Below are 13,096 nucleotides of genomic sequence, written 5' to 3' on the forward strand. Positions count from 1 at the left end.
AGGGGAGGCTATGCCTGTGTGCGGCGCGTCACAAGGCGGGGCGGGGACCTCGTTTTACTTACGCAGCGCCAGGCCCTCTGCGATCGCGGCGTTGAGCGCGGCCACGGCGGCGGCGGGACCTCGCGGATCGGCCCAGACCCCGGCGGAGACCGCCAGGAAATCCGCGCCCGCCGCGGCGAGGCCCGCGGCGTTGGCGGCGGTGATCCCGCCGATCGCGACGCACGGGGTCTCCATCGTCTCCTGCCAGATGGTCAGGATTTCGGGATCGGCGGTGGTCGGGGCGTCCTTGGTCGTGGTCGGGAAGAAGGCGCCGAAGGCGACATAGTCCGCGCCGGCCTCGGAGGCTTCCATCGCCAGGTGGCGGCTGTCGTGGCAGGTCACCCCAACCATCCGCTGACCCATCAGCTTGCGGGCTTCCTTGTAGGGCATGTCCGACTGGCCGATGTGGACGCCGTCGACGGCGAGGCGCGCGGCGAGGTCGGGGCGGTCGTTCAGGATCACGGCCACGTCGCGCGCCTGGGCGATCGGCGCCAGGACGTCGACCGCGGCGGCGACCGCGTCGTCCGGCGCGTCCTTCAGGCGGATCTGCAGGGCGGCGACGTCGCCGCCTTCCAGGGCCTGGGCCAGCGTGCGGCCGAAGCCGGCCAGGTCGGGCAGGGCGGGTGGGGTGATCAGGTAGAGGCGGCAGTCGAGCGTCATGGGGTGGGTTTAGGCCAAATCCTCTCCCTGTGGGAGAGGTGTCGACCCGAAGGGGCGACGGAGAGGGGCGTATTTCATCGACTTCCCCCTCCGGTCGCCGCGCGATCACCTCCCCCGCTAGGGCGAGGATTTGAGCGTGCTCCCCCATCGCAATGAGAGTCAGTTGCAAAACCCTCCTCGGTAAGCTAGATGAGAATGACACTCATTCGGTAGGGCGTTCTTCCTTGTACGTCTGCAACTGTAACGGCATCCGCGAGCGCCAGGTGCGCGCCGCCATCGACGCCGGCGCCCAGCGCCCGGTGGAGATCTTCCGTCATCACGGCTGCCAGGCCCAGTGCGCCAAGTGCGTCTGCGAGATGCGCCAGATGATCCAGGAAAACCGCGAAGCCTTGGCCTACGCCGCCGAGTAACGGCCAAAAGCCTTGTAAAATCAGAGATCGCGAAGCACTCGCACGAATTTCCGTGAGAGCGCGAAACACTCGCACATATTCGTGTTGAAGCCCGCTTCGGCTTGCCCCAGGTTCCGGCCAACAGTGAATCTAAAGGAGGCCGCCATGCAGGGCGATCCCGGCATCATCCGTTTGCTCAACGCGGTGCTCACCAACGAGCTGACGGCGGTCAACCAGTACTTCCTGCACGCGCGGATGTACGACAACTGGGGCTTCAAGCGCCTCGGCAAGATCACCTATGACGAGTCGATCGGCGAGATGAAGCACGCCGACATGCTGATCAACCGCATCCTGTTCCTGGAAGGTCTTCCCAACCTTCAGGACCTGCACAAGCTGAAGATCGGCGAGACGGTTCCCGAGTGCCTGAACAGCGACCTGCAGGTCGAGCTGGGCGGGCGCGAGACGCTCATCCCCGGCATCGTCCAGTGCGAGCAGGCGCGCGACTATGTCAGCCGCGAGCTGCTGCGCGAGATCCTCAGCGACACCGAGGAGCACATCGATTTCCTGGAGACCCAGCTGTCGCTGGTGAAGTCGCTGGGCGAGGCCAACTACCTGCAGTCGGCCATGGGCGAGCTGCCGTCGTAAGGTTCGCTAGATCGGTCGCTGCATGAACAGGCGCGCGCCCTCGTCGAGGCCGCGCGCCACATGCTCCCGTCGAACCGCGCGCAGGGCGTCCGAGAGCGCGGCGTCGGGGATGTCGAGAAATCCTAGCCGCCGGTAGTACGGGGCGTTCCAGGGGATGTCGCGGAACGTCGACAGCGTCAGGCGCGCCAGCCCCGCGGCGGCCGCCCGCTCGGCCACGGCGTCGATCAGGGCCGCGCCGATCCGTCGCCCCTGGAAGCGGGGATTCACGTCGATCTGTTCGATGTAGTGGCTGTCCTCGAGCGGACGGAACATCACGAAGGCCGCCAGCTCCCCGTCGATCGTCGCCGCCAGCAGGCCGTCCGCGCCCAGGCGCCGCGCGAGCACGTCGGCGGGCGTGGGATCATCGACGGCCAGGGCGTCCATCACGCCCAGGAAACGGCGCGAGGACGCGCGCTCAAGATCGCGGATCGCGTCGATTTCGCGTTTCAGGGCGGGACGGATGGCGAGCGTCATGCCCACTTTTCTAGTCCACGCCTTCGTCTCGGCGAAGGCGTCAGGCGGCCTGTCGCCGCTCCTGATCGTCGAACTTCTCGACCAACTCGCCCAGGCGCGAGGCTTCGCCCTTCAACGAGTGGGCGGCGGCGGTGGTCTGTTCGACCATGGCCGCGTTCTGCTGGGTCATCTGGTCCATCTGGTTCACGGCGCTGTTGACTTGGCCAAGGCTCAGCGCCTGCTCCTTCGCGGCCATGGCGATCTCGGCCACCAGCTCGGAGATGTCGGTGACGCGCTGGATGATGCTGCCCAGGGCCGAGCCGGTGCGGTCGACCAGGGTGACGCCGACCTCGACCTTGTCGGTGGCCGCGCCGATCAGCCCCTTGATCTCCTTGGCGGCGTCGGCCGAGCGCTGAGCCAGGGCCCGCACTTCCTGGGCGACGACCGCGAAGCCCTTGCCGCTTTCGCCCGCCCGGGCGGCCTCGACCCCGGCGTTCAGAGCCAGCAGGTTGGTCTGGAAGGCGATTTCGTCGATCACCCCGATGATCCGCCCGATCTGGGACGAGGCGGTTTCGATCTCGCGCACGGCGATGACGGCCTCGCGCACCGACACCTCGGTGGCGCGGGCCTCCTCGCGGGCCGCGTCGACCATGCCGTTGGCGCGGCCGGCGCTGTCGGCGGCCTGGCGCACGGCGCCGGTGATCTCGTTGAGGGCGGCGGCGGTCTCTTCCAGGCTGGCGGCCTGCTGCTCGGTCCGGCGCGACAGGTCGTCGGCGGCCTGGGCGATCTCGGCGGCGCCGACATGGACGCCGCGCGACGAGGTCCCGATGTCGCCGAGCGTGGCGTTCAGGGTCTCGGCGGTGGCGTTGAAGTCGTGGCGCAGGCGTTCGTAGTCGGCGTGGAAGGTCTTATCGAGGCGCACGCCAATATGGCCGCCGGCCAGCCCGGCGAGACCTTGGGCCAGGCCGTCCATGGCTTCGCGGCGGGCCTCCTCGGCGGCGCGGCGCTCGGCTTCGGCCGCCGCCCGGCTGTGCTCGGCGTCCATGCGCGCCTGGTCCTCGCGGTCGCGTAGCGCCCGGCGCTCGAGCGTGGCTTCGCGGAACACGGCGATGGCCTTCGCCATCTCGCCCAGCTCATCGGTCCGCTTGGCGAAGGGGACTTCGTTTTCGTAGTCGCCCTGGGCCAGCTTGGCCATGTAGGCGGTGATGGCCTCGACGGGACGCACGACCGCGCGGCGCATGGCCCAGACGCCGCCTAGGATCAGCCCCCCCAGCAGCAGGGTCAGGCCGGCCATCAGGCCCAGATCCCAGACTTGCTTGCGATGGGCCAAGGCCTCGACGGCGGCGTTGTTGGCGGCGATGACGGGCGTGGCCTTGTCGACCAGGGCGCGGTGGGCGGTATAGGCGGTTTTCAGTTCGGCATAGGCGGCGTCGGCCGTCGTCTGATCCCCGGTCTCGACGGCGGCGACGAGCCGGTCGGCGGCGGCCAGCATCTGCTTGGCGCGCGCGTCGGAGTCCACCAGGAGAATCTGCTTCACCTCGGGATCGACGTCGGTCGTCCGCCAGTAGGCGATGCGGGCCTCGTACTCGCCGCGCAGCCGCTTGAGCTCGCCGGCGGCCCATCGCGCGGAGTCCGGCGTGCGGGTGAAATAGGCGGTCTGGGCGTCGAGATAGGCCTCGATGACGTACATCGGCGGCGGCAGGATATCGGCCGTCAGGTCCTTGCCCGCGACGATTTCGCGGTAGAGCGGCCCGCCGACCCGTTGGTTGGCGATCGCGTTCCACGAGCCCGCGGTGAGCAACACAAGGCCGACGGCCAAGGTCGCGCCGAACAGGCTCATGGCCCCGGACAACTTAAGACGCATAGCGCCCACTCCCCCAAACAGGAGGCTAGAAACGCCACAACAGGCGTGAACTGCGTCTTAATCACGCAGGTCGCCTACCCATATCGGGCCGCTTTGCGCGCCCCTAGGCCCTTCGCGCGCAAGGTTTTTGCAAGGCCCGGGCCGGCGCCGCGGCAAATCGACGCAGGGACGGATCCCGTTTTCGCGCATCCCGCCGCCGGGGTGCTCTGAGGCATTTTCGGGTGGCGTCGCGCGAGGATCGCGCCATGATGAAGCGAGCCCGGCCGCCCTGGAACCAAGGCTTGAGCCGGGCTGTTTGACCTTGCGAGTTTTAACAGGGAGTTCCGCCATGCACATCGCCCACGGAAAGTCGCGCGAGCGCGCTTTGGCCGGCCGCGAGGCGTTCGAGCTGGAGCAGCGGAAGGACTTCCATCCGGTGGGGCAGATCGCGGTCGGGGCGGCCTTGGCCAGCGTCGCCATCGTGGGGGCGCTCGTCATGGGACGCCGGCACGAGAAGGTGCTGGACGACGAGATGTACGCCGTCGAGTTCGCGGAAATGCACGAGCCGGTCGCCCACCAGCCCAAGCCCCTGACCAGCTTGCTGCTGCCGCCGCTGTTCATCGCCATGACGCTGTCGGGCCTGCGCACCTGGAACGCGCCGTCCAGCCCGGCCCGCACGCGCGCCCTGACGATCTGGAGCCTGGTGCAGGGCTTCAACGCCCTGTGGCTGGGGCTGGGCGCCAAGCGCCTGGGCGGCCAGCTCAGCGCCGCGACGGCCTCGCTGGCGGCCTCGGCGGCCTACGCCATCGAGGCGCGCAAGGTCGGCGGCGGCACGGCGCCGGACCTCGGCTGGGTCGGTCTCGCCAACGCGCTCAGCTCGCAGCTGTGGCGCAAGCCCGTGCCGCGCGCGCCGACGATCCACTAAGGCCTCTCGGGTCAGGGAATCTTCAGCAATCGGTCCAGGCTGAGCTTTCCGCCGCCGCGCGCGAGAATGAGGAGCAGCAGGCCCGCCCACGACAGGTGGGTGGGCCAGGCGTCCGGATAGACGAAGATCTCGATGACCGCCGTCATGCCCAGGAGGGCCATGGCCGAGACGCGGGTGAACAGGCCCAGCACCAGCAGGATCGAGAAAAGGTGCTCCGAATAGGTCGCCGCGTGGGCGGCCACCTCGGGCGGCAGTAGCGGCACGTGATACTCGCTCTCGAACAGGGCGTAGGTCCCGTCGGTGATGTGCAGGATCCCGTCGACCTTGGTCCGGCCCGACAGGAAGAAGACGGACGCGATCCCCAGGCGCGCGACCAGCAGAAGCAGATCCTCGGGCAGCAGCTTTTCAGCCATACGGGCGAGCAGGGTCATCGGCGCGCGAAGCGCCGTCGAAAAGTCGGTCATCGGGATGGTCCTCTAGGGTGAGCCGGCGAAGACGCCGTCGGCGATCAGGGCGGCGAAGAGCGGAGCGAACGGTGTGTCGGGATCGGCGGTCGCCGCGGACCGCGCGGCCTCGGCGGCGGTGAGGCCCTCGCGGCAGGCGCGCAGGAACGCGGTCTCGGCGGCGCCGACCACGCGGCTCGCCACCACCTGGCCTTGGCGGACCAGCAGCAGGGTCTCGGGCGTCTCGGAGAGTTCAAGGTCCTCGGCGCCGTCGCGGGCCGCGCGCCACAGGCTGGGCAGGCCCGCGTCGAAGGCGGCGAAGCGGACGCTGGGATGGAGGACGAGGGGCGTCTCGGCCAGCGCGTCGGGTGAAAGGCGCGACAGAGCTTCGGCGTCCAGCATTGGGGCCTCGGCGGCGAACAGGGCCTCCGTCCATAGGCGATCCAGGTGGGCGATCCCGGCGAGATAGGGCAGCTCGGCGGCGGGCGGAAAGCGCTCCAGCCAGGCCGGGAAGCCCGCGCCATAGTCGAGCAGGGCGGCGCTGGTCGGCGGCGCCTCGCGGGCGAACAGGGCCGCGGCGGCGCGGAACCAGTCCTCGCCGACCATCGACTGGACGGTGGGGAAATTGGCGGCCAGGGCGTCGACGCAGCCCTTGGCGATGGTGTTGCGATAGACGGCGAGGCCGGGGTGCTCGCCTTCGTCTAGCCAGGGCGACAGAGCCGCGCGCTGGCCGCCGATCGCGGCGACGAAGGCGTCCTGGAAGTCGAGCAGCTCAGGCATCCGCCATCTCCAGGGCGGAGAGCTCGGCGGCGGCGCGGTCGCGCTCGGCCATCAGCGTCGCGAAGGCGGGAATGTCGTCGTCGCGCTCGATGAGTGTCGGGCGCGCACCGACGCGGCGGATCAGGCGGCGGTAGAGGGCCCAGACGGGCTCGGCCACTGGCGCGCCATGGGTGTCGATCAGCAGGCCCGAACCGCCGGCGTCGGGGCCGTGGCCCGCCAGGTGGATCTCGCCGATCGCCTCTGCGGGAAGAGCGTCCAGATAGGCCTCGGCGCCGTAGCCGAGGTTGCTGGCGCTGACGAAGACGTTGTTGACGTCGACCAGCAGACCGCAGCCGGTGCGGGCGACCAGGCCTTTGAGGAAGTCGACCTCGTCGAGGTCGTGGCCCTTCAGCGGTAGGTACAGCGACGGGTTCTCGATCAGGACGCGGCGGGCGAGGGCCTCCTGCATCTGGTCGATATTGTCGGCGATGCGGGCCAACGCCGCCTGGGTGCGGGGGAAGGGCAGGAGGTCGGGCTGGTGCGTCCCGCGATGGGTCGACCACGCCAGGTGCTCGGAGACGACGAACGGCTCGAAGCGATCGGCCAGGCGCCTGAGGGCGGCCAGGTGCTCGCGGTCCGGGTCGGCGTCGGCGGCCAGCGACAGGCCCACGCCGTGCAGCGAGAGCGGCCGACGCTGGCGGATCGCCTCCAGCGCCGACAGCCTCGGACCGCCGGCCGACATGTAGTTCTCTGGATGGACCTCGAACCACAGGCCGTCAGCCTCCGCCGCGAGGGCGTCGGCATAGTGCTCGGGTTTCAGGCCAAGGCCGGCGGTGATCATGGGGGAGACGAGCGCTTAGGGGAAAAGGGGGCCCGCCGCCGACGAGGTCGCTGGAGGTCCGCGCGATGTGGGGGGATGAAGCGCGGAGGCCGCGAACGCCGGCGGCGGGTTGGCGGAGGCCTAGGCCTTCGGCGTCAGCGAGCCCATGCCCTTGGGGGTCTTGATGGTGGCGCAGGTGCCCTTCTTGACCATCTTCCAGGCGTCGCCCTGGTAGTCGACCTTCGAGGTGCCGGCGCACGAGGTGCCAGCGCCCGCCTTGCAGTCGTTCTGGCCGGCCTTGGCCACGCCGTAGCACTTTTCGGTGTCGCCCTTGCCCATGTGTTCGTCGGCGGCGGCCATCGAGACGCCGGCGCTGAGGGCGAAGATGGCGGCCAGGGCGGCGGAAGCGGTGCGGTTCATGGAAGTTCTCCTTGGCGTTTCTCGCCGAGGCGGCCTCGTCGCCGCTCGGTCATGGGCAAGTACGAAGCGGAACCATTCAAGGTTACACCGGTCGGCGAACAAATTTTCGACCGATCTTCCGGGGCAGGTTCCGGCCGCGCGGCAGGGTGTGTAACCATTGGCGACTCGCGCGCGAATAGGGGTGGGCGTGACGGAGACCGAGACCCGTTTGAAGGCGCTGATGCTGCGCGGGCTGGAGGGCGATGCCCCGGCCTATCGCGCCTGCTTGGCCCTGCTTGGGACCCGGCTTCGGGCCTATTTCGCGCGTCGGATGACCGGCGCGCCCGGCGATGTGGAGGATCTGGTGCAGGAGACGTTGCTGGCGGTGCATCTGAAGCGGTCGACCTGGGACTCCTCCCAGTCGTTCACCGCCTGGGCGCACGCGGTGGCGCGCTACAAGCTGATCGACCACTGGCGCCGGCGGAAGATCCGCCAGACCCTGCCCATCGAGGATCACATCGAATTCCTGGCCGCCGAGGAGCCAGAGCCCTCCGTCGGGATCGAGCTGGACCGCGCGCTGGCCAGCCTGCCCGAGCGGCAGCGCATCCTCGTCTCCGACGTCAAGCTGACGGGCCTTTCCCTGGCCGAGGCCGGGGCGCGGGCCGGCATCTCCGAGGGCGCGGCCAAGGTCGCGCTGCACCGGGCGCTGAAGGCCCTGGCCGAAAGGATGCGTCGTGCGGACGGATGATCTGATCGACGCCTTGGCCGCCGACGGCGCGCCGGTCCGCACGCCCCCGCGTCGCCTCGCGGCGGTCGCGGTCGCTGGCGCGCTGGTAGCGCTCGTCCTGGTGCTCACATGGCTTCACACGCGCCATGACCTGATGCCCGCCATGCGCGGCGGCATGTTCTGGATGAAGGCGGCCTATACCGCCGTCCTGGGCCTGGCCGGCTATCTGGCGATCGAGCGTCTGGCGCGGCCGGAGGGATCGGGGCGGCGCGGCTGGCTGCTGGGCGGGGCCGTGCTGGCGCTGTTCGCCGCCGCGGGCCTGATCCAGGCGATGGTCAGCCCGGACATCCAAGCCACCCTTCACATGCTGCGCGGCCATTCCTGGCATTCGTGCAGCCGCAACATCCTGGTCCTGGGCCTGCCGATGCTGGCGCTGGGGCTGCTGGCCGTGCGGGGCATGGCGCCGACCCGGCCGGTCGCCGCCGGCTTCGCCACGGGCCTGTTCGCGGGCGGGGTCGCGGCGACGGTCTATGGCCTGCACTGCGCCGAGAACACCTTCACCTTCGTGGCGCTGTGGTACAGCCTGGGCGTTCTGCTGCTGGCGGCGCTGGGCGCCGTGCTCGGGCGCTGGGTCCTGCGCTGGTAGGCCCAAGAAAAAGGCCTCCCGGATCGCTCCGGAAGGCCCTTCGTCTCGACAATCAGCCTCGCCTTACTCGGCGGCGGCCTTGGTCTGGCGGTCGCCGAACTTGGCGTGCAGCTCGCCCGAGGCGTAGCGCTTGGCCATGGCGGCGGTCGACATCGGCTTGATCTTGTCGGCCCAGCCGGCCGAGCCGAATTCGGTGAAGCGGGCTTCGCAGACCTTGCGCATGGCTTCCTTGGCCGGCTTCAGATAGGCGCGCGGATCGAATTCCGACGGCTTCTCCATCAGCACCTTGCGGATCGCGCCGGTGATGGCCAGGCGGTTGTCGGTGTCGACGTTGATCTTGCGCACGCCGTGCTTGATGCCGCGCTGGATCTCTTCCACCGGCACGCCCCAGGTCTGGGGCATCTCGCCGCCGTACTGGTTGATGACGTCCTGCAGGTCCTGCGGCACCGAGCTGGAGCCGTGCATGACCAGGTGCGTGTTGGGCAGGCGCTGGTGGATCTCCTCGATCACGTTCATGGCCAGGACGTCGCCGTCCGGCTTGCGCGTGAACTTGTAGGCGCCGTGGCTGGTGCCCATGGCGATGGCGAGCGCGTCGACGCCGGTGGCGTGGACGAATTCGACCGCCTGGTCCGGATCGGTCAGCAGCTCGTCATGGGACAGCTTGCCTTCGAAGCCGTGGCCGTCCTCGGCCTCGCCCATGCCGGTCTCCAGCGAGCCCAGCACGCCCAGCTCGCCCTCGACCGAGACGCCGCAGGCGTGGGCCATCTGGACGACGCGACGGGTGACGTCGACGTTGTACTCGTAGGTCGCCGGGGTCTTGGCGTCCTCCATCAGCGAGCCGTCCATCATCACCGAGGTGAAGCCGTACTGGATCGCCGTGGCGCAGGTCGCCGGACCGTTGCCGTGGTCCTGGTGCATGCAGACCGGGATGTTCGGATAGAGCTCGACGAGACCGTCGATCAGGCGGGCCAGCACGATGTCGCTGGCGTAGTTGCGCGCCCCGCGCGAGGCCTGGATGATGACCGGCGAGTTGACGGCGTCGGCCGCCTCCATGATCGCCAGGCCTTGTTCCATGTTGTTGATGTTGAAGGCCGGAAGCGCGTACTCATGCTCGGCGGCATGGTCCAGCAACTGTCGCAACGTAATGCGAGCCACGTAATTCTCTCCTGCAAGCGTGAAGTGGGTGGGTTCGTTTCTTGTTGTTGGGGCCGTGACGCTTGTGCGTTCTCTGCCCGGTCTCTCTTCAGTCTAAAGCGCGCCGGGGCGGTGAAAAACCGCACACACGTTCGCCCAACGCGCTCCATAATCCAGTCTGGCACAGGCTGAACGCGGATCTGCACGATCCGCGCCAGCGAAGTTCGTGTTTAGGCCTCGAGCGCGGCGACGCCCGGGAGGGTCTTGCCCTCCATCCATTCCAGGAACGCGCCGCCGGCGGTCGAGACGAACGTCATGTCGGCCGCGACGCCAGCGTGGTTCAGGGCCGCCACCGTATCACCGCCGCCAGCCACGGCCACGAGTTTACCCGATTTAGCCCGTTCAGAGACATGTTTCGCCGCCGAAACGGTCGCTTTGTCGAACGGCGGGACCTCGAAAACGCCCAACGGGCCGTTCCAGATCAGGGTTTCGCACCGGTCGATCGTGGCGTTGAGCGTGGCGACGGTCTCGGGGCCGGCGTCGAGGATGCGATCCTCGGGCTGGACTTCGTAGACGTTGCGGACGCTGGAGGCGACGCCCGGCTTGACCTCCTGGGCGACCACGACGTCGGTCGGCAGCAGGATCTTGCAGCCGGCGCTTCCGGCCAGGTCGATGATCTGACGCGCGGTCTCGGCCATTTCGGTCTCGCACAGCGAGGCGCCGACATCGATCTTGGCCGCGTAGAGGAAGGTGTTGGCCATGCCGCCGCCGATGGCCAGGTAGTCCAGCTTGGTCACCAGGTTGCGAAGCAGGTCGAGCTTGGTCGAGACCTTGGAGCCGCCGACGATGCCGATGACCGGCTTCTTGGGCTTGCCGAGGGCCGCGTCCAGGGCTTCCAGTTCGCGCTGCATGGAGAGGCCCGGATAGGCCGGCAGCAGACGGGCCAGGCCTTCGGTCGAGGCGTGGGCGCGGTGGGCGGCGCTGAAGGCGTCGTTGACATAGACGTCGCCGTTGGCGGCCAGGGCCTTGGCGAACTCGGGATCGTTCTTTTCTTCGCCGGCGTGGAAGCGGACGTTCTCCAGCAGCGCGACTCCGCCGTTCTCGAGGCCGTTGACGACCTGGGCGGCGGCGGGGCCGACGCAATCGCTGGCGAAGGCGACCGGCTGCTCCAGCAGCTTCGAAAGCGGCTCGGCGACGAAGGCCAGGCTCATCTCCGGAACGACCTTGCCCTTGGGGCGGTCGAAGTGGGCCAGCAGCACCACCTTGGCGCCTTGCTTGGACAGGTAGGCGATGGTCGGCAGGGCCGCGCGCAGGCGGGTGTCGTCGCTGATCTTGCCGCCGTCGACGGGCACGTTGAAGTCCACGCGGACCAAGGCGCGCTTGCCGGCGAGGTCGGCGGTGTCGAGGGTGCGGAAGGTCATCGGTCGTCCTGAATGTCGAGCAAGGAAAACCCCCGCTCCTTGCGGAGCGGGGGCTGGGTATCTCGGTTCCTTAGAGGAACTTCGCCATCTCGAGAGCGGTGTCGCTCATGCGCGTCGCGAAGCCCCACTCGTTGTCGTACCACGACAGCACGCGGGCCAGCTTGCCCTCGATGACTTGCGTCTGGGGCAGGGCGGCGGTCGAGCTGGCGGCGATGTGGTTCAGGTCCGACGAGACCAGCGGCTCGGTCGTCGTGGCCAGGACGCCCTTCATGGCGCCGTCGGCGGCGGCCTGCAGGGCGGCGTTGATCTCGGCGATGTTGGTCTCGCGGGCGGCGACGACCTTCAGGTCGATGACCGAGACGTTCGGGGTCGGGACGCGGATCGACGAGCCGTCCAGCTTGCCCTTCAGTTCCGGCAGGACCAAGCCCAGGGCCTTGGCGGCGCCGGTCGAGGTCGGGATCATGCTCAGGGCCGCGGCGCGGGCGCGGTAGAGGTCCTTGTGCATGGTGTCCAGCGTCGGCTGGTCGCCGGTGTAGCTGTGGATCGTGGTCATGTAGCCACGCTCGATGCCGAACAGGTCGTGCAGGACCTTGGCGACCGGGGCGAGGGCGTTGGTGGTGCACGAGCCGTTCGAGACGACGATGTCGTCGGCCGTCAGGGTCTCGTGGTTGACCTTGTAGACGATGGTCTTGTCGGCGCCGTCGGCGGGAGCGGACACGAGCACGCGCTTGGCGCCGGCCTTCAGGTGGGCGCTGGCCTTGTCCTTGGCGGTGAAGATGCCGGTGCACTCGAAGGCGATGTCGACGCCCAGGTCCTTGTGCGGCAGCTCTTCGGGGTTACGGATGGCCGTGACCTTGATCTTGCCCTGGCCGACGTCGATCCAGTCCTCGCCCGAGGTGACGACGCCCGGGAAGCGGCCGTGGACGCTGTCGTAGCGCAGCAGGTGGGCGTTGGTCTCGACCGGACCCAGGTCGTTGATGGCGACGACCTCGATGTCGCGACGGCCATGCTCGGCGATGGAGCGCAGGACCAGACGTCCGATGCGGCCGAAGCCGTTGATGGCGACGCGAACAGCCATGGGTCATTCTCCGATTTGGCCGCCGAGCGGGATCGTTCGGCGTTCCCTATTTTCGCTGCGCGTTTTGCGGCCTGGGGGCGCGAAGTCAAGTCCGGGAGGCCGCGTTTTGGAGCGTCCGGCGCCAAAATCGGACCCCGCCTAGGGCTTGGCCCGTCCCCAACGAAACAAGCTTTGACCCGCATGGAGCGCGGACAAAAGGCGGCGAATGCTGCTATGGGCTTTGCATCGCCCAATTGTCGCCCCGCGCGACTGGCTTAGAGGGCATCGATCTGTATGTTGCGTTGCATGATGGAAATCCGCCGATGATCCCGGCCGACGGTACGGCCCTCGACCTCGCCGTGCGCCGTCTGGAGCGCGCGGTGAGCCAGCTTGAGCAACGCCTGGCGGCCAAGGCCGCCGAAACCAAGCGCGCGCTCGCCGCCGCGACCGCCGCGGGCGGCGGCGCCGTCGCGCCTGGACTGTTCGAGGAAGACGAGAAGGCCCAGCTGGTCGCCGACCTGGAAGCCGCCCGCGAACGCGAGAAGGCGCTGGAGGAAGCCGGCGAGCAGGCCTCGGTGGCCCTGGGCCGCGCGATCGCGGAGATCCGCGCGGCGCTGGGCGAGGACGGCGCGGCCAACGACCTGCACGCGCCGAACGACGATGACGACCTGTTCGAAGACTCCGAGGAGGCCTGACG

General features: G+C 68.9%; 16 protein-coding genes. 6 read left to right on the forward strand and 10 right to left on the reverse strand.

The window, feature by feature from the left end; genetic code table 11:
- Nucleotides 1–54 precede the first annotated feature (54 nt).
- Nucleotides 55–699 (reverse strand): thiamine phosphate synthase, encoded by a 645-nt coding sequence (gene thiE, locus J2728_RS19530; RefSeq protein ID WP_310001821.1) that lies wholly within the window; start codon nt 697–699, stop codon nt 55–57.
- Between the two features lie 224 nt (nt 700–923).
- Here thiE and J2728_RS19535 point away from each other — a divergent pair, with 224 nt between their 5' ends.
- Together J2728_RS19535 and bfr are read left to right on the forward strand one after the other, a co-directional pair.
- Nucleotides 924–1,109, forward strand: a complete 186-nt coding sequence (locus J2728_RS19535) for a (2Fe-2S)-binding protein (protein ID WP_013077839.1) — start codon at nt 924–926, stop codon at nt 1,107–1,109.
- 144 nt (nt 1,110–1,253) lie between these two features.
- Nucleotides 1,254–1,733, forward strand: coding sequence for a bacterioferritin (gene bfr, locus J2728_RS19540; protein ID WP_310001823.1), 480 nt, complete (start codon nt 1,254–1,256; stop codon nt 1,731–1,733).
- A gap of 6 nt (nt 1,734–1,739) precedes the next feature.
- Here the strand turns inward: bfr and J2728_RS19545 are convergent, their stop codons facing one another.
- Together J2728_RS19545 and J2728_RS19550 are read right to left on the reverse strand one after the other, a co-directional pair.
- Nucleotides 1,740–2,246: a GNAT family N-acetyltransferase gene (locus J2728_RS19545; protein WP_310001824.1), complete on the reverse strand. Its 507-nt coding sequence runs from the start codon at nt 2,244–2,246 to the stop codon at nt 1,740–1,742.
- Nucleotides 2,247–2,286: 40 nt separating this feature from the next.
- A complete protein-coding gene (locus J2728_RS19550) occupies nt 2,287–4,089 on the reverse strand; it encodes a methyl-accepting chemotaxis protein (protein ID WP_310001825.1) in 1,803 nt (600 codons plus the stop codon).
- A gap of 328 nt (nt 4,090–4,417) precedes the next feature.
- Between J2728_RS19550 and J2728_RS19555 the strand changes: the two genes are divergently transcribed.
- On the forward strand, nt 4,418–4,993 hold the full coding sequence (locus tag J2728_RS19555; RefSeq protein ID WP_310001826.1) for a tryptophan-rich sensory protein: 576 nt from the start codon (nt 4,418–4,420) through the stop codon (nt 4,991–4,993).
- Nucleotides 4,994–5,004: 11 nt separating this feature from the next.
- Here J2728_RS19555 and J2728_RS19560 read toward each other — a convergent pair whose 3' ends face one another.
- The 4 genes from J2728_RS19560 to J2728_RS19575 form a co-directional block, all read right to left on the reverse strand.
- On the reverse strand, nt 5,005–5,457 hold the full coding sequence (locus tag J2728_RS19560) for a DoxX family protein (RefSeq protein ID WP_310001827.1): 453 nt from the start codon (nt 5,455–5,457) through the stop codon (nt 5,005–5,007).
- A 12-nt stretch (nt 5,458–5,469) separates the two neighbouring features.
- Complete coding sequence (locus J2728_RS19565; RefSeq protein WP_310001828.1) at nt 5,470–6,216, reverse strand: DNA-binding domain-containing protein; 747 nt, start codon at nt 6,214–6,216, stop codon at nt 5,470–5,472.
- A complete protein-coding gene (gene bufB, locus J2728_RS19570; RefSeq protein ID WP_310001829.1) occupies nt 6,209–7,036 on the reverse strand; it encodes an MNIO family bufferin maturase in 828 nt (275 codons plus the stop codon). Before bufB ends, J2728_RS19565 begins: the two co-directional genes overlap by 8 nt.
- Before the next feature lie 120 nt (nt 7,037–7,156).
- Nucleotides 7,157–7,435, reverse strand: coding sequence for a BufA1 family periplasmic bufferin-type metallophore (locus J2728_RS19575; RefSeq protein WP_013077846.1), 279 nt, complete (start codon nt 7,433–7,435; stop codon nt 7,157–7,159).
- 187 nt (nt 7,436–7,622) lie between these two features.
- Between J2728_RS19575 and J2728_RS19580 the strand changes: the two genes are divergently transcribed.
- Both J2728_RS19580 and nrsF read left to right on the forward strand, forming a co-directional pair.
- On the forward strand, nt 7,623–8,162 hold the full coding sequence (locus J2728_RS19580) for a sigma-70 family RNA polymerase sigma factor (protein ID WP_310001830.1): 540 nt from the start codon (nt 7,623–7,625) through the stop codon (nt 8,160–8,162).
- A complete protein-coding gene (gene nrsF / locus J2728_RS19585; protein WP_310001832.1) occupies nt 8,149–8,787 on the forward strand; it encodes an anti-sigma-F factor NrsF in 639 nt (212 codons plus the stop codon). The genes J2728_RS19580 and nrsF overlap by 14 nt, the downstream gene beginning before the upstream one ends.
- 63 nt (nt 8,788–8,850) lie before the next feature.
- On the opposite strand, the gene fba is transcribed toward nrsF, so the two are convergent.
- The 3 genes from fba to gap form a co-directional block, all read right to left on the reverse strand.
- Nucleotides 8,851–9,942 (reverse strand): class II fructose-bisphosphate aldolase, encoded by a 1,092-nt coding sequence (gene fba, locus J2728_RS19590; RefSeq protein ID WP_310001833.1) that lies wholly within the window; start codon nt 9,940–9,942, stop codon nt 8,851–8,853.
- 209 nt (nt 9,943–10,151) lie between these two features.
- Nucleotides 10,152–11,342 (reverse strand): phosphoglycerate kinase, encoded by a 1,191-nt coding sequence (locus J2728_RS19595; RefSeq protein WP_310001834.1) that lies wholly within the window; start codon nt 11,340–11,342, stop codon nt 10,152–10,154.
- Nucleotides 11,343–11,412: 70 nt separating this feature from the next.
- A complete protein-coding gene (gene gap / locus J2728_RS19600; protein WP_310001835.1) occupies nt 11,413–12,420 on the reverse strand; it encodes a type I glyceraldehyde-3-phosphate dehydrogenase in 1,008 nt (335 codons plus the stop codon).
- A gap of 302 nt (nt 12,421–12,722) precedes the next feature.
- On the opposite strand from gap, the gene J2728_RS19605 reads away from it, so the two are divergent.
- Nucleotides 12,723–13,094, forward strand: a complete 372-nt coding sequence (locus J2728_RS19605) for a hypothetical protein (RefSeq protein WP_013077852.1) — start codon at nt 12,723–12,725, stop codon at nt 13,092–13,094.
- The last annotated feature ends 2 nt before the right edge of the window (nt 13,095–13,096 follow it).

The sequence above is a fragment of the Caulobacter segnis genome (assembly GCF_031454995.1).
GTDB lineage: Bacteria > Pseudomonadota > Alphaproteobacteria > Caulobacterales > Caulobacteraceae > Caulobacter > Caulobacter segnis_E.